This is a genomic window from Corynebacterium striatum ATCC 6940 (genome assembly GCF_000159135.1).
Taxonomy (GTDB): Bacteria; Actinomycetota; Actinomycetes; order Mycobacteriales; family Mycobacteriaceae; genus Corynebacterium; species Corynebacterium striatum.
In genome coordinates, this window is sequence record NZ_GG667528.1 from 117,896 (window position 1) to 137,307 (window position 19,412).

17 protein-coding genes are annotated in these 19,412 nt (G+C 58.3%); 5 read left to right on the forward strand and 12 right to left on the reverse strand.

The annotated features are described in order from the left end of the window. Positions 1-44 precede the first annotated feature (44 nt). The gene (locus HMPREF0308_RS10960) at positions 45-989 is read right to left on the reverse strand and encodes a heme o synthase (protein WP_005531599.1); all 945 of its coding nucleotides are present in this window, start codon (positions 987-989) and stop codon (positions 45-47) included. Positions 990-1,276: 287 nt separating this feature from the next. Here HMPREF0308_RS10960 and tkt point away from each other — a divergent pair, with 287 nt between their 5' ends. The 5 genes from tkt (at position 1,277) to pgl (ending at position 7,812) form a co-directional block, all read left to right on the forward strand. After that, positions 1,277-3,346, forward strand: a complete 2,070-nt coding sequence (tkt, locus tag HMPREF0308_RS10965) for a transketolase (RefSeq protein ID WP_005531600.1) — start codon at positions 1,277-1,279, stop codon at positions 3,344-3,346. A gap of 7 nt (positions 3,347-3,353) precedes the next feature. Then, positions 3,354-4,436: a transaldolase gene (gene tal / locus HMPREF0308_RS10970; RefSeq protein ID WP_005531602.1), complete on the forward strand. Its 1,083-nt coding sequence runs from the start codon at positions 3,354-3,356 to the stop codon at positions 4,434-4,436. Between the two features lie 97 nt (positions 4,437-4,533). Next, complete coding sequence (gene zwf / locus HMPREF0308_RS10975; RefSeq protein WP_034657514.1) at positions 4,534-6,066, forward strand: glucose-6-phosphate dehydrogenase; 1,533 nt, start codon at positions 4,534-4,536, stop codon at positions 6,064-6,066. Between the two features lie 12 nt (positions 6,067-6,078). Continuing rightward, positions 6,079-7,011 carry a glucose-6-phosphate dehydrogenase assembly protein OpcA gene (locus HMPREF0308_RS10980; protein ID WP_005531605.1) on the forward strand — a complete coding sequence of 311 codons (933 nt, stop codon included), beginning with the start codon at positions 6,079-6,081 and terminating at the stop codon, positions 7,009-7,011. A 39-nt stretch (positions 7,012-7,050) separates the two neighbouring features. Further along, on the forward strand, positions 7,051-7,812 hold the full coding sequence (gene pgl / locus HMPREF0308_RS10985) for a 6-phosphogluconolactonase (protein ID WP_005531606.1): 762 nt from the start codon (positions 7,051-7,053) through the stop codon (positions 7,810-7,812). A 190-nt stretch (positions 7,813-8,002) separates the two neighbouring features. On the opposite strand, the gene secG is transcribed toward pgl, so the two are convergent. The 11 genes from secG to HMPREF0308_RS11040 form a co-directional block, all read right to left on the reverse strand. Then, positions 8,003-8,239, reverse strand: coding sequence for a preprotein translocase subunit SecG (gene secG / locus HMPREF0308_RS10990; protein ID WP_005531608.1), 237 nt, complete (start codon positions 8,237-8,239; stop codon positions 8,003-8,005). A gap of 96 nt (positions 8,240-8,335) precedes the next feature. Continuing rightward, the gene (gene tpiA, locus HMPREF0308_RS10995) at positions 8,336-9,115 is read right to left on the reverse strand and encodes a triose-phosphate isomerase (RefSeq protein WP_005531610.1); all 780 of its coding nucleotides are present in this window, start codon (positions 9,113-9,115) and stop codon (positions 8,336-8,338) included. 38 nt (positions 9,116-9,153) lie between these two features. Continuing rightward, positions 9,154-10,371 (reverse strand): phosphoglycerate kinase, encoded by a 1,218-nt coding sequence (locus tag HMPREF0308_RS11000; protein WP_005531612.1) that lies wholly within the window; start codon positions 10,369-10,371, stop codon positions 9,154-9,156. A 124-nt stretch (positions 10,372-10,495) separates the two neighbouring features. Continuing rightward, positions 10,496-11,503, reverse strand: coding sequence for a type I glyceraldehyde-3-phosphate dehydrogenase (gene gap / locus HMPREF0308_RS11005; RefSeq protein WP_034657516.1), 1,008 nt, complete (start codon positions 11,501-11,503; stop codon positions 10,496-10,498). A 450-nt stretch (positions 11,504-11,953) separates the two neighbouring features. Further along, positions 11,954-12,943, reverse strand: coding sequence for a DNA-binding protein WhiA (gene whiA / locus HMPREF0308_RS11010; protein WP_005531616.1), 990 nt, complete (start codon positions 12,941-12,943; stop codon positions 11,954-11,956). 102 nt (positions 12,944-13,045) lie between these two features. Next, positions 13,046-14,011 (reverse strand): gluconeogenesis factor YvcK family protein, encoded by a 966-nt coding sequence (locus tag HMPREF0308_RS11015; RefSeq protein WP_005531618.1) that lies wholly within the window; start codon positions 14,009-14,011, stop codon positions 13,046-13,048. 42 nt (positions 14,012-14,053) lie between these two features. Continuing rightward, positions 14,054-14,935 carry an RNase adapter RapZ gene (rapZ, locus tag HMPREF0308_RS11020; protein ID WP_005531621.1) on the reverse strand — a complete coding sequence of 294 codons (882 nt, stop codon included), beginning with the start codon at positions 14,933-14,935 and terminating at the stop codon, positions 14,054-14,056. 36 nt (positions 14,936-14,971) lie between these two features. Then, a complete protein-coding gene (gene uvrC / locus HMPREF0308_RS11025; RefSeq protein ID WP_005531623.1) occupies positions 14,972-17,023 on the reverse strand; it encodes an excinuclease ABC subunit UvrC in 2,052 nt (683 codons plus the stop codon). Position 17,024: 1 nt separating this feature from the next. After that, on the reverse strand, positions 17,025-17,579 hold the full coding sequence (locus tag HMPREF0308_RS11030) for a PH domain-containing protein (protein ID WP_005531625.1): 555 nt from the start codon (positions 17,577-17,579) through the stop codon (positions 17,025-17,027). 52 nt (positions 17,580-17,631) lie between these two features. Then, positions 17,632-18,111 (reverse strand): 6,7-dimethyl-8-ribityllumazine synthase, encoded by a 480-nt coding sequence (gene ribH, locus HMPREF0308_RS11035; protein WP_005531627.1) that lies wholly within the window; start codon positions 18,109-18,111, stop codon positions 17,632-17,634. A 28-nt stretch (positions 18,112-18,139) separates the two neighbouring features. After that, positions 18,140-19,402, reverse strand: a complete 1,263-nt coding sequence (locus HMPREF0308_RS11040; RefSeq protein WP_005531629.1) for a bifunctional 3,4-dihydroxy-2-butanone-4-phosphate synthase/GTP cyclohydrolase II — start codon at positions 19,400-19,402, stop codon at positions 18,140-18,142. Between the last annotated feature and the right edge of the window lie 10 nt (positions 19,403-19,412).

Genomic DNA, 19,412 nt, shown 5'->3' on the forward strand with positions numbered 1-19,412 from the left:
CTTTCCTAAACATCCCTAGATGGCTTTTAAAGCTCCCCGAGAGCTTAGAACCAGGCGGTGGACCAACCCAGCATGCTGCCGATGGATTCCCAACCGAGCACGGCATCAATAGACAGGCCGATGAAGAGAACCGAAAGGTAGTTGTTGGAGTAGATAAACAAGCGCATCGGCTTGACCTTCGCGCCGTTCTTCACGCCCTTATGCAGAGCTATAGCAATCCACAGGAAGACTGCACCTGAGACCACTGCGGCAATGAGGTAAATCCACGAGGCAGCCGGAATGATGAGGAAAGTCACGATGACGGTGCCAACGGTGTACCAAACGATCTGGCGGGTGACCTCCACCTCTGGTGCCACGACGGGCAGCATCGGCACGCCTGCCTTGCGGTAGTCCTCCTTATACTTCATGGCCAGGGCCCACGTGTGCGGCGGGGTCCAGAAGAAGATGATGAGGAACAGGACGATGGCCTGCCACCACTTGTCCGGCTCGCCGGCCGGGGCGTTGTCGCGGATGACCGCCCAGCCGACCATTGCCGGCATACAGCCTGCGAGGCCACCCCAGACGATGTTCTGGGAGTTTCGCATTTTCAGGAACTTCGTATAGACGAACACGTAGAAGAAGTTCGTCAGGAGCACGAAGAAGGCTGCAAGCCACGAGTGCGCGAGTACGCCCAGCCAGAAGACGGAAAGAAACAGCATGATCCACGCGAAGATGGCTGCGTTACGGCGCGAAATCTTGGCGCGTACCAGCGGCCTTGCACGCGTGCGCTGCATCTTCTGGTCGATCTCATAGTCGACAACGTTGTTAAAAGTATGAGCAGCTGCCGCGCCCATCCAGCCGCCGAAGATGGTGGACAGAATCAGCCAGAAGTTATCCGTCACGGACTCGATTCCACGCTGTGCCTGGAGCATCGCCGGGATTGCGGCAACAAGGAGGAGCTCAATGATCCTCGGCTTCGTCAGCGCAAAATAGGCCTTGATCGTCTCCAAGGATTATTCCTCCAGTATCTGGCATGGGTGTATTTCAGCTGCCTGGGTAAGAGGCCGCAATGTAGTAGTCGGCTATTCGGGTTAAATAGTTCCCGCGCGCGGCCGTGGCTTCTTAACCATGCCAGCCTACAGTTTCTCAGACAGTTTCAATAATCCGCCACGGGCAAATGAAAATCTCGTCACTGACAAATCAAAACCTCTAGACTTGAGGGGTCAATGAACATTCGAACCTAAAAGTGAGGCTTCCCACAGTGTCGCAAGAAAAGCTGTCCCCAGAACTGCAGGCCATGGTTGAACGCCGTTACCCGGCTGACTGGACCGACGTGGATACTCGCGCAGTAGATACTGTCCGTGTCCTGGCCGCGGACGCCGTCCAGAAGTGCGGTTCCGGCCACCCGGGTACCGCGATGTCGCTGGCGCCCCTCGCCTACACGCTCTACCAGCGCGTCATTAATCACGACCCTAACGATGTGAAGTGGGCTGGCCGTGACCGCTTTGTCCTCTCCGTTGGCCACTCCTCGCTGACCCAGTACATCCAGCTTTACCTCGGCGGCTTCGGTCTCGAGCTTGATGACCTCAAGTCCCTGCGTACCTGGGGCTCGCTGACCCCGGGCCACCCGGAGGTTAACCACACCGATGGTGTTGAAATCACCACCGGCCCGCTCGGCCAGGGCCTGGCCTCCGCAGTGGGCATGGCCATGGCTTCCCGCAAGGAGCGCGGCCTTTTCGACGCGTCCGCACCCGCAGGCGAGTCCCCTTTCGATCACCACGTCTACGTCATCGCGTCCGATGGTGACCTGCAAGAGGGCGTTACCGCAGAGGCCTCTTCCCTCGCGGGGACGCAGAAGCTCGGCAACCTGATCGTATTCTGGGATGACAACCGCATCTCCATCGAGGACGATACGAACATCGCGTTCAACGAGGACGTCGTCAAGCGCTACGAGGCATATGGCTGGCACGTACAGACCGTGGAATCCGGCGAGGACGTCGTAGCCCTCGAAGCCGCCGCCAAGGCTGCGCGTGAGGAGACCGAGCGTCCTTCCTTCATCCGCGTCAAGACCGTCATCGGTTACCCGGCACCTAACAAGATGAACACCGGTGGCGTACACGGTGCCGCCTTGGGTGACGACGAAGTCGCCGCAACCAAGGAAGTCCTAGGCTTCGACCCAGCACAGACCTTCGAGGTCTCCGACGAGGTCATTAACCACACCCGCAAGCTGCGCGAGCGCGGTGCTCAGGCCCACGTCGAGTGGCAGGAAAAGTTCGATGCTTGGGCTTCCGCTAATCCGGAGGCAAAGGCCCTCTTCGACCGCATGCAGGCCCGCGAGCTGCCAGAAAACTTTGATACTGAGCTTCCGACCTGGGATGCCGGCGAATCCGTAGCCACCCGTAAAGCTTCTGAAGCTACCATTCAGGCACTGGCTGCTGCTGTACCGGAGATGTGGGGCGGCTCCGCTGACCTTGCAGGCTCCAACAACACCGTTATCAAGGGTGCCGAGTCCTTCGGCCCAGAGTCCATCACCACTGGCGCTTGGAATGCCCAGCCATACGGCCGCAACCTCCACTTTGGTATCCGTGAGCACGCCATGGCCGCCATCATGAACGGCATCGCCCTACACGGAAACACCCGCGTGTACGGCGGTACCTTCCTCATCTTCTCTGAGTACCAGTACCCTGCCGTGCGTCTAGGCGCCTTGATGTCTACTGACACCTACTACGTGTGGACCCACGACTCCATCGGCTTGGGCGAGGACGGCCCGACCCACCAGCCGGTAGAAACGCTCGCCGCACTGCGCGCTATTCCGAACCTCTCCGTCATCCGTCCGGCAGACGCCAACGAGACCGCGCAGGCATGGGCCGCTGCATTCGAGTACAAGGCTGCTCCAAAGGGCCTGGCGCTGTCCCGCCAGAACCTGCCTGTTCTCGAGGGCACCAAGGAGAAGGCACGCGACGGCGTTCGCCGCGGCGCTTACGTTCTGGTCGAAGGTTCCAAGGAAATGCCAGACGTCATCCTCATGGCAACCGGTTCCGAGGTTAAGCTCGCGGTCGAGGCAGCCCAACAGCTCGAATCCGAGGGCACCGCAGCCCGCGTCGTTTCGGCTCCGTGCCTTGAGTGGTTCGACGAGCAGGACGACGCCTACCGCGAGTCCGTTCTGCCTTCCGCTGTCCGCGCCCGCGTCTCCGTCGAGGCAGGCCTGGCAATGCCATGGCACAAGTACACCGGCACCTTCGGCCGCAATGTCTCCCTCGAGCACTTCGGCGCTTCTGCCCCAGCAGAGGAGCTCTTTGAGAAGTTCGGCTTCACTACCGCTGCGGTAGTCGACGCCGCCCGCGAATCCATCACCGCAAGCAAGTAAGGAAAGCATGTCTCACATTGACGAACTAGCACAGCTCGGTACCTCCACGTGGCTCGACGACCTCTCCCGCGAGAGGCTGGAGTCCGGCAACTTGGCGGAGATCATCAAGACCAAGTCCATCGTGGGTGTTACCACCAACCCGGCAATCTTCGCGGCGGCGATGTCGAAGGGCACCGCGTACAATTCCGCGATTACTGCACTGAAGGAAGAGGGCGCCAAGGCTGACGACGCCGTCTACTCCCTGGCGATCGACGACGTCGCCAATGCTTGCGATCTCTTCGCCGGCATCTACAAGGCATCTGAAGGCCGCGACGGCCGCGTGTCCATCGAGGTGGATCCGCGCATTTCTGCAGATACCCAGGCCACCATCCAGCAGGCTCGTGAGCTGTGGGCGCGCGTCAACCGCCCGAACCTGATGATCAAGATTCCGGCAACGGACGGCTCGCTGCCGGCTATCGCAGACGCGCTTGCCGACGGCATCTCGGTCAACGTCACCTTGATCTTCTCCGTGGAGCGCTACGCCCAGGTCATCGATGCGTTCAAAAAGGGCATCAAGCGCGCTGCTGAGGCAGGTCATGACGTATCCAAGATTCACTCGGTCGCGTCCTTCTTCGTTTCCCGTCTAGATACTGAGGTGGACAAGCGCCTCGAGACCATCGGCACGCCGGAAGCTCTCGCGGCACGTGGCAAAGCGGGCGTCGCCAATGCGCAGCGTGCTTACGCCCTTTTCGAGGAAGAATTGCTCAACTCGGATGATCTTCCAGAGGGCGCAAACGTGCAGCGCCCACTGTGGGCATCTACCGGCGTGAAGAACCCGGAGTACCCAGCAACGCTGTACGTTTCCGAGCTTGCTGGCCCGCACACGGTCAACACCATGCCGGAAAAGACCATTGATGCGGTCCTTTCCGAAGGTAACCTGCACGGTGACACCCTCTCCGGAGCGAAGGCTGAAGCAGATGCAGTATTCGCTGAGCTCGAGGATTTGGGCATCGACTTCCAGGACGTGTTCGCAGTGCTGGAGAAGGAAGGCGTCGACAAGTTCGTCGCGGCTTGGGATGAGCTGCTCGAGTCCATGGCTGCTCGCCTTTAACTAAAGAATTCTTCGCCTTGCGCCCCGCTGACTAACCTCAGCGGGGCGCTTGTCGCTAGAATGTGTCGCTGGACAAAGATTTGGGAAAGGAAACCCTGTGACGGAATCGAGCGCCTGGGTAAATCCACTGCGCAACGAGAAGGATAAGCGCCTCCCGCGCATCGCCGGCCCTTCCGGCATGGTTATCTTCGGGGTAACCGGCGACCTCGCCTACAAAAAGCTGCTGCCAGCTATCTACGACCTTGCCAACCGCGGCCTCTTGCCCGCGGGCTTTACTTTGGTAGGCTACGGACGCCGCGACTGGGACAAGGACGCTTTTGCCGAGTATGTGCTGGGAGCCGTCAAGGCTGGCGCCCGCACCAAGTTCAACGAACATGTTTGGCAGCACCTAGTCCAAGGCATTGAGTTCGTGCATGGCGCTTTTGACGACGCTGGCTTCGACGGCCTTTCTGCTCGCCTCGCGGAGCTCGATACCTCACGCGGTACCGGCGGCAACTGGGCTTATTACTTGTCTGTCCCACCAGAGTTCTTCTCGAGCATCTGCCACCAACTCGAGCGTGTGGGTATGGCGAACAGCGCTAACGACTCGTGGCGCCGCGTCATTATTGAAAAACCTTTCGGTCACAACCAGGAATCCGCGCGCAAGCTCAACGAAATCGTCAATGCAGTGTTCCCCGAGTCCTCGGTCTTCCGTATTGACCACTACTTGGGCAAGGAAACCGTACAAAACATCATGGCTCTGCGCTTTGCCAACCAGATTTTCGAGCCGATGTGGAACGCGCATTACATCGACCACGTGCAGATTACGATGGCTGAGGACATCGGCCTCGGTGGCCGCGCTGGCTACTACGACGGAATCGGCGCTGCCCGTGACGTCATCCAAAACCACCTGCTGCAGCTGCTCGCGCTCGTTGCAATGGAGGAACCATCCTCATTCGAGCCGGAAGCTCTGCAGGCCGAAAAGATCAAGGTGCTGCGTGCGACGCAGCCGGTGCACCCGCTGAACAAAACCACTGCCCGCGGCCAGTACTCGGCCGGCTGGCAGGGCTCTGAGTACGTGCGCGGGCTTCGCGAAGAGGAGGGATTCGATCCTGCCTCCACAACCGAGACTTATGCTGCCTGCACCCTCGAGGTAAATTCGCGCCGCTGGGCAGGTGTTCCTTTCTACCTGCGCACCGGCAAGCGCCTGGGCCGTCGCGTCACGGAGATCGCTTTAGTCTTCAAGACCGCGCCGCACCAGCCTTTCCACAAGGGCCAAGCCGAGTCGCTGGGGCAGAACGCCGTGGTCATCCGTGTCCAGCCTGACGAGGGCGTTACCATGCGCTTCGGCTCGAAGGTGCCTGGTTCCACCATGGAGGTTCGCGATGTGAACATGGACTTTGCCTACGCGGAGGCCTTCACTGAAGAGTCCCCCGAAGCCTACGAGCGTCTCATCCTCGATGCCCTCCTCGACGAGTCCTCCCTCTTCCCCACCAACGAAGAGGTTGAGCTGTCCTGGTCCATCCTCGATCCCATCATCGAGTACTGGTCCAAAGCTGGCCAACCTGAGGAATACCCCGCGGGAACGTGGGGCCCTGAGTCTGCCAATACGATGTTGCGCCGCCGGGGCCACTCCTGGCGCCGACCATAAGGAGAAGAAGCGTTGATTATTCCATTGCCTGACACCACGACGCGCAAGATCTCCAAGAAGCTCGTTGAGGCCCAAGAACACTACACCTTGACCACCGGCCGCGTGCTGACCCTCATCGTTGCTGCCAACGAAGGCGACGACATCGAGGCGATTCTTTCCTCCGTGCGCGACGCCTCCCATGAGCACCCGTCACGCGTGCTCGTGGTCATTGCTGGTTCCCACTTGGAAGAAACTCATCTCGATGCCGAGCTACGCGTCGGTGGCGAGGCTGGTGCTTCGGAGATCGTGGTCATGCACTTGAAGGGAGCTCTGTCTGCGCAGGCCGAATCCGTAGTCACTCCGCTGCTACTCCCGGATACCCCGATTGTGGCGTGGTGGCCCACGAAGTGCCCGGAGCACCCTGCCCGCAGCCCGATTGGCAAGCTCGCGCAGCGCCGTATTACCAACGTGGCCTATGGCGAGGGCGCAACACACGAAGAACTGATGCAGCTCTCCCACGGGTACACCCCGGGTGATTCTGATATGTCCTGGGCCGCCATTACGCTGTGGCGCGGAATCGTGGCCTCGGCCCTAGACCGCCACCCTCATGAACCGGTCGAGTCAGTAGAAGTATGCGGGGCACAACTCAACCCAGCAGCGGACTTTGCTGCAGGCTGGCTTCTCGACGCCCTGAGCGTTCCAGTGCACCGCAACGTCACGCAGTCGCCGGAAAAAGGTTCCTTCCCCATTCATTCTTTGCGCTTCAACCGCGTATCTTCCCACGTCACTGTGGAAGTGGTCGACGCAGGAACTGTTCGCGTACAAGTTCCTGGCTCTCCGGACTCTCTGGTCTCTTTGGGCATCCGTTCACAGGCGGAGGTCCTTTCTGAAGAGCTACGTCATCTCGATTCCGACAAGACATACGCGCATACGCTTCGAGCTTTGCCGCGCGTGGACTACAGTTAGCCCTACTACTATTTTTTGACCCTTAAGGATCTCACTGACATGGTCACTCTTCACCGCGTGAGCGATGTAGACGAACTCATATCCTCTGCCGCCCTTAAATTCATCGACGTCGTGACGGCGATTCAGGCCCCGGGCGGCGGGCTCCACAATGATGGCGTTGCCCGCGTGGTTCTCACTGGCGGCGGCGCTGGCATAGGAACACTCCGCGAACTGGCTCGCCTTGATGCGGCAGCACATGGCCAGAGTGAGGACTACCCTGCTCTGGCAATTGACTGGACTCGCGTCCACGTATTCTTCGGTGATGAGCGAAACGTCCCAGTTTCTGATCCTGATTCCAATGAGGGTCAAGCCCGTGCTGCTCTTCTCCACGAGGTAGGCATTCCTGAGCAACACATCCATGGTCTCGATTTAGGCGCCATCGCCATGGAGCATGCCGCTAAGGCATATGCCGGCGAGATTGCCGAATTCGCCCCAAACGGCTTCGACCTTCACTTGTTGGGCATGGGCGGCGAGGGGCACATCAACTCGATGTTCCCGCACTCCCCTGCGGTCCTCGAGGAGGAGGAACTCGTTGTGGCAGTTCACGACTCTCCGAAGCCCCCGGCAGAGCGGGTTACTTTGACCCTGCCTGCGGTTAACCGTTCCCAGCGGGTGTGGTTCCTAGTGTCCGGTGCTGAAAAGGCTGAGGCTGCGTCTCACATCGTTAAGGGCTCTCCTGCTGTGGAGTGGCCGGCTGCTGGTGCACACGGAACCCAGGAGACAATCCTCTTCCTGTCCGATGACGCAGCGGGTGAACTCTAACAACTCGTTGAGAGATCTGCGTATCTGCCAACGAAGCGCCTCCGCAAGCGCTTTGTGAGCCTTTCGTTGGCAGTTATGCACGTTTTAGGGTGGGATATACCGATAGCACGGAGCCCGACAGCTCCGAAGCTAGGCATAGAAAAAGCCCGCGTTGACCATTAACAGTCAACGCGGGCTTCTTCTTACGCGATTAGACGCCGAATGCCTGGATCAGGTTCAGCGCAACGATGCACGCCAACCAGATAATCACCATGACAATGGTGTAGCGGTCCAAGTTCTTCTCCACGACCGTGGAGCCCGAAAGGTTGGACTGGACGCCTCCACCGAAAAGGCTGGACAGACCGCCACCCTTACCCTTGTGCAGGAGAACAAAGATAGACATGAGGATCGCGGCAATCACCAGGATGATTTCCAGGGCCAAGATCATAGGATCGTTCCTCTCAAACTTTATTAATTAACTCCGGACCACTTTACACCACGACGTGGGCCGGACGATATTCCGACCCACGCCTAGGTTCCAGAGTTAAACTGCAGTCGACGCGTTCGCAGCGAGCTTGGCGAATTCGTCACCAACGAGTGATGCGCCACCGACCAGGCCGCCGTCAACGTCCGGCTTACCCACAATCTCAGCCACGGAATCAACCTTGACAGAGCCACCGTAGAGGATTCGGATGCCCTCTGCTACCTCATCGCCTGCAAGCTCACGGACGAGGTCACGGATTGCCGCACATACTTCCTGTGCATCGTCAGCCGAAGCAACCTTGCCAGTACCGATAGCCCACACTGGTTCGTAAGCAACGACGGTCTTGGAAAGATCCTCAGCGCTCAGACCAGCGAGGGAATTGCGGGTCTGGTTGACCACGTAGTCAACGTGGGTGCCAGCTTCACGGACATCGAGCGGCTCGCCAACGCAGACGATCGGGCTGATGCCGTTCCTCAGCGCAGCAGCAGCCTTCTCTGCGACGAGCTCGTCGGTCTCACCGTGGTACTCGCGGCGCTCGGAGTGGCCAACGACAACCCAGGTGCAGCCGAGTGCGGAGAGCATCTTGCCGGAGACTTCGCCGGTGTAGGCGCCGGACTCGTGCTTGGAGATGTCCTGAGCACCGTAGGTCAGCTCGAGCTTGTCGCCCTCAGAGAGAGTCTGCAGGGTGCGCAGATCGGTGAACGGAACCATGAAGGCAACGTCGACTTTCTCGTAGTAGTCCTTTGGAAGGGAGAAGTCGAACTTCTGGATGGAAGCGATTGCTTCCTTGTGATCGAGGTTCATCTTCCAGTTGCCGGCGATAAGTGGCTTACGTGCCATAGTGGGAAATTCCTTTCTTAAAGGGTTTAGTGGCTCGATTAGGACTGTAGAACCGATACGCCCGGCAGCTCCTTGCCCTCAAGGAACTCGAGGGAAGCGCCACCACCGGTGGAGATGTGGGAGAAGCCGTCCTCATCGAGGCCAAGGAGGCGGACGGAAGCGGCGGAGTCGCCACCACCGACAACAGTGAAGGAGCCGTTGTTCTTAGTTGCATCGATAATGGACTGAGCGACGCCAGCGGTGCCCTTGGAGAATGCCTCCATCTCGAACACACCCATTGGGCCGTTCCAGAAGACGGTCTTGGAGGAAGCAATCACCTTGTCGAATTCCTTAACGGACTCTGGCCCGATGTCTAGGGACATCCAGCCCTCTGGGATGCCGTCGAGGGCGACAACCTTGTTTTCCGCATCAGCGTTGAACTCGGTTGCAGCAATCAGGTCAACTGGCAGGACAATCTTGTCGCCGAAGCGCTCAAGGAGGTCCTTGCAGTTGTCGATCTGGTCTTCCTGCAGAAGGGAGTTCTGGACGTTGTAGCCCTTAGCTGCTAGCAGGGTGTAGCACATGCCGCCGCCGATGATGACCTTGTCTGCCTTGCCAGCAAGAGCCTCAATGACGCCGAGCTTGTCAGATACCTTGGCGCCGCCGAGCACAACGACGTATGGGGACTCAGGCTTTTCAGCAACTGCAGCGAGAGTCTCTACCTCTTTCTGCACGAGCTTGCCGGCGTATGCGGGCAGGCGCTTGGCGACGTCGTACACAGAAGCCTGTGCACGGTGGACAACACCGAAACCGTCGGAGACGAATGCACCATTGTCAGCGGCAAGGGCAACGAGCTCGTCTGCGAAAGCACCGCGCTCTGCCTCGTCCTTAGAGGTCTCACGTGGGTCGAAGCGGACGTTTTCGATGAGCATTACGTCGCCATCGTTAAGGCCGTTGGCACGCTCGTGAGCGTCTTCACCGGTGACGTCGCCAGCCAGTGCGACGTACTGGCCGAGAGCCTCGGAAAGAGCCTCAGCTACAGGAGCCAGGGAGTACTTCGGGTTGACCTCACCCTTAGGCCGGCCAAGGTGTGCGGACAGGATAACCTTGGCGCCGCCCTCGACGAGTGCCTTGATGGTAGGCAGCGAAGCGGTGATGCGTCCGGAGTCGGTGATGTTACCCTCATCGTCCAGTGGGACGTTGAAGTCGGAGCGGACGAGTACGTGGCGGGACTCAACGCCTTCGGCGATGAGATCATCTAGGGTCTTGAAAGCCATAATTTTCTCCTTAATCGATTTTTAAAAAGAGTTCTATATAAGAATACCGGCCCACGCCTAGCCCAAGTGGGCAAAGTGTGGGCCGGTTAATCATCCAAGTGAGGTCTTTAGGACTCGCAGCGGATTAGAGCTTGGAAGCGACCAGGGAGGTGGTGCGTACGAGCTGGTTGGTGTAGCCCCACTCGTTGTCGTACCAGCCGAGAACCTTAACCAGGTTGCCGTTGGAAACCTTGGTTACGCCAGCATCGAAGATGCAGCCGTGCGGGTCGGTGATGATGTCGGTGGAGACGATTGGGTCCTCGGTGTAAGCCAGGGTCTCGCCGAACTCGCCGACCGCAGCTTCCTTGATTGCAGCGTTGACTTCTTCAACGGTGACGTCGCGGGAAGCGGTGAAGGTCAGGTCGGTTGCGGAACCCGTGATGGTCGGAACACGCATTGCGTAGCCGTCCAGCTTGCCCTCGAGTTCAGGCAGAACCAGAGCAACAGCCTTAGCTGCACCGGTGGAGGTAGGAACCATGTTCACAGCAGCGGCGCGTGCACGGCGTGGGTCCTTGTGAGGAGCGTCCTGGATGCGCTGGTCACCGGTGTAGGAGTGAACGGTGGTCATGAGGCCCTTCTCGATGCCGAACTTGTCGTTGAGAACCTTAGCCATCGGAGCTAGGCAGTTGGTGGTGCAAGATGCTGCGGAGATGACGTTGTGGTTTGCAGGGTCGTAAGAATCGGAGTTGACGCCGTAAACGAATGTTGCGTCCACGTTCTTAGCAGGTGCAGAGATGATGACCTTCTTTGCGCCAGCCTCGATGTGAGCCTTTGCAGCCTCACCGTCGGTGAAGAAGCCGGTGGACTCAACAACGATGTCAACGTTGTGGTCGGACCACTTTAGGTTCTTTGGATCGCGCTCTGCGGAGACTGCGATGCGGTGGCCGTTGACGGTGATGGACTCATCGTCGAAGGAGATTTCGCCATCGAAACGGCCCAACACGGAGTCGTACTTCAGCAGGTTTGCGAGGGTGCCGTTATCGGTCAGGTCGTTGACTGCAACAACCTCGAGGTCGGTGTTGCCCTGAGCAATTGCACGGAAGAAGTTGCGGCCGATGCGGCCAAAGCCATTGATGCCTACGCGGATGGTCACTGTTATTTCTCCTCTAAAAATCGAGTAAACGTTCGTGTTGGTCCGAGGCATCTCCTCTAGTTCTGCCTTATGCGAAGAACCTCGGTGAGTTTTCCCAACACGGCCGATACTACCGAGCAAACATAGTGCGTGCAGCGGCTGAGCGCCGGTGCAGAAAGTTGAATGCCGAAACCAGAAAAGAGGCGTACAATATTGCAACCTGTGTCTAAGCGCTTGGTAAATATGCGCAGGAATTCACCTGCTTTTGCCCGTATATGTTGTTTTATGTTGATAAAGGTGGGATATGTCACTCCCCCAGCTTAACGGCAGATAATCAACAATAACGGGAGAATTTCACAGCAAGAAAATTAGCTTCACCGCCCCGAATGTGACCGTTTTGCCCAATCAAAAACCGCCCCATCCGATCGGACAAGGCGGCAGGCAATACTGAATCGAACTAAACCAAAACCTTTAGGACTGGTCGAAAAGATCCTCCGTCACTGAGTCATTGGTGTCGGGAATCTGCAATTCTTCCGCCCGTTTGTCAGCCATCGAAAGCAGGCGGCGAATGCGGCCGGCCACCGCGTCCTTGGTCATGGGCGGATCTGCGAGGCGACCTAGCTCCTCGAGTGAGGCTTCACGGTGCTGTACACGCAGACGTCCGGCATCGGCAAGATGTTCTGGCACGTCATCGCCCAAGATCTCCATCGCACGTTCTACTCGAGCTGCCGCGGTGACTGCGGCGCGCGCCGATCTACGAAGGTTTGCGTCGTCGAAATTGTCCAAGCGCTTCGAGGTATCGTGTGCCTCGCGCTTTACGCGTTTCTTCTCCCACGTCAAACGAGTTTCTTGCGCACCCATTCGGGTCAGCAAAGCGCCAATGGCGTCGCCGTCACGCACGACCACACGGTCTGCCCCCCGGGTTTCTTTCGTCTTAGCGGCGATACCAAGGCGTCGCGCGCACCCCACAAGAGCAAGCGCCGCCTCTTGGCAAGGGCACAATACTTCCAGAGTGGAAGAACGGCCAGGCTCGGTCAACGCTCCCTGCGCCAAGAATGCGCCACGCCATGCGGCTTCGTTATCAGCAATCGAGCCGGAGATCACCTGCGGCGGCAAACCCACCACGGGATGGCCTGAGCGGGTAATCAGGCCGAGACGTCTAGTTAACTCTTTTGCCCCTGTAGCAATACGCAGCTGAACCCGCGATTTCTTCTGTGAAGTCGCAGGCCCTACGACGTGAGTGCCGACCTTCAGCCCGAAGAGTTCTTCAAGTCCATCAACAAAGCGGTCAGCAATACGCTGATTATCAAGCTCAACCTCATAAGCCATCTGATCGCCGCTAATGGTTAACTCGCCGGCAAAGCGCAAAATGGCTGAAATCTCCGCAGCTCGTGCGGATTGGCGCGGAACCGAGACTTCAGTGAGTTCGTCCTTGACCTGATCGGTCAATGAAGCAGACAAAGTCTTTGCCCCTTTCTTAAAAGCATTGGAGCGTGTGCCAAGAAGCACACGGCAGGTTTTATAGTTTAGCGAGATACGTTCAATGCCGACGTTTCAGGCCTCTTAGCCCTTAACAAGCTCGCCCAGAGCAACCGACAGCTTCTCCGGGTCATGTTTGTTTGTACTTGCTCCATTTCCGTCTCTTTGGCTAAGGTCCGCGAAGGATGCTTTAGCACCCAAAACGCTCGCGGCGCGTTGCAAATAGACCCGCTCACTTTCGCTCGGGATTGCGCCTTCATCCACCAAAACTCGGTCGATTCTTAGATTAGGCGCGTGTTGAGCCAAAACGTGTAAGTGCCTCTCCGCAGAAAAGCCATGCGTCTCCCCTGGCTCAGCCGACAAGTTGAGTACCACAACGCGCAGTGCATGGGAATTACGCACTGTATCGACAATTTCCGGGACCAACACATGCGGCAGAACCGAGCTAAACCAAGAGCCAGGGCCGATGGTGATGAGGTCGGCGTCGGCAAGCGCGGCGACAGCCTCAGGATTTGCTTCGGGGTACTCAGGAAGGATCCTTACTCTTCGGACTTGACCAGGAGTCGATGCCACCGCGACCTGCCCGCGGACGGCCCGCATAATTCGAGGATCGTCATCCAATCCGGCAACCTCAGCTTCGATATCGAGGGGCTGATTAACCACGGGAAGCACTCGACCGTGGGACTCAGTGAGCACCGCTACCGCGTCCAGAGCGGCCTGATAATCGCCGAGAACATCGGTAAGCCCGGCAATGAGCAGATTACCCACCGCATGACCGGCCATGGCCCCGTTACCGCCGAATCGATGCTGGAGAGTCTGCGCCCACATCTTGCCTGCTTCAGTATCGCCAGACAGGGCCGCCAACGCCATCCGGAGGTCTCCGGGCGGAATGATGTCGAGCTCACGGCGAAGACGGCCAGAAGAACCACCGTCATCTGCGACCGTGACGATTGCCGAGATTCGTTCAGCATTACTCATTCGCGCGGCTAGAAGGGTTTGGTAAAGGCCGTGACCGCCACCCAGGCATGCCATGTGTGAAAATCGAGTCATTGGTTCTAAAAGAGCTTTCCGGGTAATGAGATACGGGCGAGATTAATCCCGCGCAATGTCGCGGTGGAGGGTATTGACATCCAGATCTTCTCGCTGACGCAAGCGGCGAGCAATCTCCTCTGACACAGCGACGGAGCGGTGATGTCCACCTGTACACCCGACGCCCACGGTTATGAAGTTTTTGCCCTCGTGGCGGTAACCAGCGAGCATGGTCTCAAACATCTCCAAGAAATGCTCGATGAAGTTCTCTGCAGCAGGGTGGGCGAGGACGTAATCAGAGACAGGTTCATCGGTGCCTCGATATCCGCGTAGTTCCGGAACCCAATAAGGGTTGGGAAGGAATCGCACGTCGACGACCAAATCCGCGTCTCGTGGGGAGCCGTGTTTGAAGCCGAACGACTCAACGGTGACGTGCTGGGTGTCCTTGCTCATGTCACCAAATGCTGCTTCGATGGCACGACGCAGATCATGAATTGACAGGTTTGTGGTGTCGATGATGATGTCGGCGCGCTCGCGCACCTCAGCCACAACCTGGCGCTCTCTCTGGATGCCGGCCTTGAGCGTGTCATCGCCCTGCAGCGGATGCGTGCGACGAACAGAATCAAAACGGCGGATCAGCACGTCATCGCGCGCATCGAGAAACAGAACCGTGGGCTTCATGCCCAACTGCGTGACCTCATCAATGGTCTCCAGCAGTGAACCATGAAACATGCGGGAGCGCACATCGGTTACCGCAGCAACCTTCTTGACCTTCGTCTCTTCCAAGGAACACAGCTTTAGAAGATCCACAATGGCTTTTGGCGGGATGTTATGGGCCACGTAGTAGCCCTTGTCCTCGAGAACCTTAGCTGCCGAGGTGAGGCCGCCGCCGGACATGCCAGTAATGAAGACCGGCGGTGTTTCTAAGTGCGTCATAGCAACCATCTTAACGCGCCAAAGCTGGAAGGTTCCTGAAGATTCCTAACTATGCAGGTGTTCAAAAACTACGCTGGCCAACTTGGGGCCAAAGCCCTTTACGGCGGCAATTTGCTCGACGCTAGCCTCTTTCAGCTTCTTCACCGAGCCAAAGTGCTTGACCAGGTCAGTCCTGCGCTGTGGACCCAACCCAGGCACACTGTCCAGCACAGAGGAACGCATGCGTTTGGAGCGCTGCTGGCGGTGATAGGTAATGGCGAAGCGGTGAGCCTCGTCGCGGATCTGTTGCAGCAAGAACAACGCCTGGGAGTTTCGCGGCAAGATAACTGGCTCATCGTCACCGGGAACCCAGATCTCTTCCAAGCGCTTGGCCAAGCCGACGAGAGTGACGTCGACAATGCCCAGCTCGTCAAAGACTTCCTGGGCAGCGGCTACCTGCGGCGCACCGCCATCAACGATGAAGAGCTGCGGCGGATACGCGAAACGACGCCCAGCTTCAGCAGACTCTTCCGTCACCTTCTCGTCAGCGAAGGTCGACTCCTCCACCTCTTCGTCTGGGTTGGCCAACTTGTCTTCATTGTGGCGCTTAAAGCGACGCCGCGTGACCTCAGCGATGGAGCCGACGTCGTCTGAGCGGCCGTCGCCAGCTGCTTCCTTAATGCGATAACGGCGATAGTCCGACTTGCGCGGAAGCCCATCCTCAAAGACCACCAAGGAAGCGACAACGTCCGTGCCTTGAATGTGGGAAATATCCGTACACTCTATGCGCAAAGGCGCCTGGTCCATGCCCAAGGCCTCCTGAATGTCCTGCAGCGCGGCAGAGCGTGCTGTGATATCGCCAACGCGCTTGAGCTTGTGTTGACGAAGCTGCTCCTTGGCGTTCTTCTCCACGGTCTCCATCAGGGATCGCTTGTCGCCGCGCTGGGGCACGCGCAAGTCCACGTGCGCACCACGCAGCTGCTCCAACAAAGACTTGACCTCAGCTGCCTCGTCCGGCATAGCCTGGACCAGGATTTCTCGTGGGATCACGTTGCCGAGGTGTTCCTCGGTATGGGACTCCTGATCCACCCCACGCCTATTGAGCGCAGCGTCTTCTTCCAATTCCTGCTTCTGCCTGTCAGCAGCGTCGGAATAGAACTGAATGAGGAAGTTCTGCATGAGGGCCGGAAGTCCGGGGTCAGGTTTGCCTTCCTCGAGTGGCTCGAGTGGGGCCTGATCACCAGAGCGCTCCACGACCCATCCGCGCTGGCCGCGGATTCGCCCATTGCGTACGTGGAAAATCTGTACCGCTGCTTCTAGCTCATCGGAGCTAAAAGCGATGAGGTCGGCGTCGGTGCCATCGCCGAACACCACGGCTTGTTGTTCCATGATCTTATTGATGGCGCCCAGGTCGTCGCGCAATCGGGCGGCAAGCTCGAACTCAAGATTCTCCGCAGCTTCCTCCATGCGCTGGGTCAGCTCGCGGGTTACCTTGCTTGTGTTGCCGTTCATAAAGGAAACCAGCTCGTTGACCGTCTCACGGTGCTCGTCCTTTGACACGCGGCCGATACACGGCGCATCGCACTTGCCGATGTAACCCAACAGGCACGGCCGGCCGAGGCGCTCGTGGCGGTTGTATACGCCCTTGGCACAGGTGCGCATAGGAAAGACGCGGGTCAGTAGGTCTAGGGTCTCGCGTACTGCCCAGGCGTGCGAATAAGGGCCGAAGTAACGCACGCCTTTGCGGCGCGGCCCGCGATAGAAGAACGCACGTGGAACCGCCTCTCCCACCGAGACCGCCAACATCGGGTACGTCTTGTCGTCGCGATACATGACGTTGAATCGTGGATCGAAACGCTTAATCCATGTGTATTCCAATTGGAGTGCTTCGACCTCGCTGGCCACCACGGTCCACTCCACCGAAGCCGCCGTGAGCACCATCTGCCTGGTGCGTGGATGCAGCTGCGTAATGTCCTGAAAGTAATTGGACAAGCGGGCCCGGAGATTCTTGGCCTTGCCGACGTAGATTACCCTTCGGTTTTCGTCGCGAAACTTATAAACGCCCGGTTCCGTGGGTATCGTTCCGGGCGCTGGCCTGTATGTTGTGGGATCAGCCACGTTAGTCCTGCGGCATGTACTTGGCTTCAAGTTCGCGGAACTGGCGAACCTTAGTGATTACGTCTTGTTTGTCACCAGACTGCAGTGCCCAGACAGGAACGAACTCGAAATCGGGAAGCTCGATGCGGGCCATACGCTCCCCCTCTGGGAAGGACAGCCCATACACAACCTGCCATGGGTAGAAACGAGTGCCGACAATATTGCGGACCTCGACTCCGTCCTCGTTAGCCCGCAAGCGTGGGCGGGTCAGTGCAATCCACGACAAGATGGAAATCAATACGCCGACGCCGGGGAATGCAAACTTATCAATCGTGGTCACCGCCGCACCTGTAAAGGAGACGTCCAAGGTAACACCCATAAAGATGTGGATAGCCATGACGAGGACTACCCAACCAATCGCAATCTTGCGTAGGTATGGAGACTTGGTCTCATAAAGCCAAGGTTTGGTCGACGTCAGCGCAAAAGGGTCCGCGCTGGTGTAGGCCAGAATCTCGGCATCAGATAGGTGCTTGCGAGACGTAGTCTCGCTCGCCTGAGATTCGTGTGCGTCCGTCATTTAGTCCTTCTTCTCACCTATTTAAGCGTCACTACAGGTTAGGCGCAGGCGTTTAGCCTGCCAGTCCGTCCAGTGTACGCAATTTCATAACGGTGTCTAAAGCCGCAACCATCGACTCAGCGCCCTTGTCTTCATCAGATGTATCAAAGCCTGCACGATCGACGGCCTGGGAGTACTCGTTAACTGTCAACACGCCGTTCGCCACGGGCGTCGACTCGTCGAGTGCAATGCGCGTCAGGCCTTGGGTGACCGAGTCACAGACATAGTCGAAGTGCGGGGTTCCGCCCTTAACGACGCAGCCCAAAGCCACGACAGCGTCGTGAGAACGAGCCGCTGCTTGGACAACGACAGGCAGTTCCAGTGCGCCAACCACGCGCAGCTCGGTGACCTTGGCGCCACATGCTTGAGCGGTTTCGATCGCGCGCTTATGCAGTTGATCGCAGATTTCGGCGTTCCACGTTGAAGTAACGATCGCGACGCGAACGCCCTCGGCCGAAACGAGCTGGATGTCTGGCAGGCCTTCTTTAGCCATCACGGTCCTTTCTAAGAAGTGCTAATTTTTAGCTGTGCTCGGAGTCCCACTGCGCAACCTGCGGCAGATCATGGCCCATACGGTCACGCTTGGTGCGCAGGTAGGTGATGTTGTCTTCATTGGCAGCAACAGCCAGATTAGTGTGCTGGGAGACGTCGACGCCAAAGCCAAAGAGGCCGTCGCCCTTGTGCGGATTGTTGGTCATCAAGTTGGCGGAAACAATGCCAAGGTCTCGCAAGATCTGGCCCGCAACCGAGTACTCGCGTGCGTCTTCGGGCAGTCCCTGTTCGAGGTTGGCCTCGACAGTGTCGAGTCCCTTGTCCTGCAGGTGATAGGCCTTGAGCTTGTTGACCAAGCCGATTCCACGACCCTCTTGACCACGCAGGTAGACCACAACCCCCTGTCCGGCCTCCTGCACCGCCTGCAAAGAGGCGTTGAGCTGAGGACCGCAATCGCAGCGACGCGAACCAAAAACGTCGCCAGTAAGGCATTCGGAATGCACACGAACGAGCACATTCTCCGCGCCCTTAAGCGCCTCGACGTCGCCTGCGACTAAGGCGATATGCTCGCTCTTGTCGACGTCGTGGGTGTAGCCGATTGCAGTAAACACGCCGTGCTCAGTAGGCAGGCGGGCAGACACCGAACGCACGATCTGAGTCTCATGGTGGCGGCGCCATTCGATGAGCTGCTCGATCGAAATCATCGACAAACCATGGGTATCTGCGAAACGGCGCAGCTCCGGTGAACGCGCCATATCGGTCGGGTCTTCTTCCGATACGATCTCGCACAACACGCCCGCCGGACGCAACCCGGCCAGTCGGGCAAGGTCGATGGAAGCCTCAGTGTGGCCGTCGCGCTCCAGCACGCCGCCGGGTCGAGCAGCCAGCGGAACTACGTGACCAGGGCGAGTGAAATCTCCGATCTCGGAGGTCGGGTCAGCCAGGCGCCGGATGGTCTCGGCGCGGGAACCAGCCGAGATACCCGTCGAGCCAGTCGCAGCATCTACCGTGACCGTGTAGGCAGTGTGGCGAACATCTTCGTTAACCGCGATCATCGGCGGAAGATTGAGGCGAGCACAATCTTCGGGCATAAGTGGCGCGCAAATATAGCCGGAGGTGTATCGAACCATAAACGCCACGAGCTCCGGAGTCGCAAGCTCGGCGGCGAAAATCAGATCTCCTTCATTCTCACGGTCTTCATTGTCTACCACCACCACGGCTTTGCCGGCGGCGATGTCAGCAATAGCTTGTTCAACGGTATCGAGTTTGACGGAAGATTCTGCAGCGGTCATAAAGACTTAC

What these genes read in the sequence shown, in the direction of transcription:
- secG (WP_005531608.1), bottom strand. Translation starts at nt 8,239, where the DNA reads ATGATCTTGGCCCTGGAAATCATCCTGGTGATTGCCGCGATCCTCATG.
- ribH (WP_005531627.1), bottom strand. Translation starts at nt 18,111, where the DNA reads ATGGCTAAAGAAGGCCTGCCAGACATCCAGCTCGTTTCGGCCGAGGGC.
- HMPREF0308_RS11000 (WP_005531612.1), bottom strand. Translation starts at nt 10,371, where the DNA reads ATGGCTTTCAAGACCCTAGATGATCTCATCGCCGAAGGCGTTGAGTCC.
- pgl (WP_005531606.1), top strand. Translation starts at nt 7,051, where the DNA reads ATGGTCACTCTTCACCGCGTGAGCGATGTAGACGAACTCATATCCTCT.
- HMPREF0308_RS11015 (WP_005531618.1), bottom strand. Translation starts at nt 14,011, where the DNA reads ATGACTCGATTTTCACACATGGCATGCCTGGGTGGCGGTCACGGCCTT.
- HMPREF0308_RS11030 (WP_005531625.1), bottom strand. Translation starts at nt 17,579, where the DNA reads ATGACGGACGCACACGAATCTCAGGCGAGCGAGACTACGTCTCGCAAG.
- tpiA (WP_005531610.1), bottom strand. Translation starts at nt 9,115, where the DNA reads ATGGCACGTAAGCCACTTATCGCCGGCAACTGGAAGATGAACCTCGAT.
- HMPREF0308_RS11040 (WP_005531629.1), bottom strand. Translation starts at nt 19,402, where the DNA reads ATGACCGCTGCAGAATCTTCCGTCAAACTCGATACCGTTGAACAAGCT.
- tal (WP_005531602.1), top strand. Translation starts at nt 3,354, where the DNA reads ATGTCTCACATTGACGAACTAGCACAGCTCGGTACCTCCACGTGGCTC.
- tkt (WP_005531600.1), top strand. Translation starts at nt 1,277, where the DNA reads ATGGTTGAACGCCGTTACCCGGCTGACTGGACCGACGTGGATACTCGC.
- rapZ (WP_005531621.1), bottom strand. Translation starts at nt 14,935, where the DNA reads ATGGTTGCTATGACGCACTTAGAAACACCGCCGGTCTTCATTACTGGC.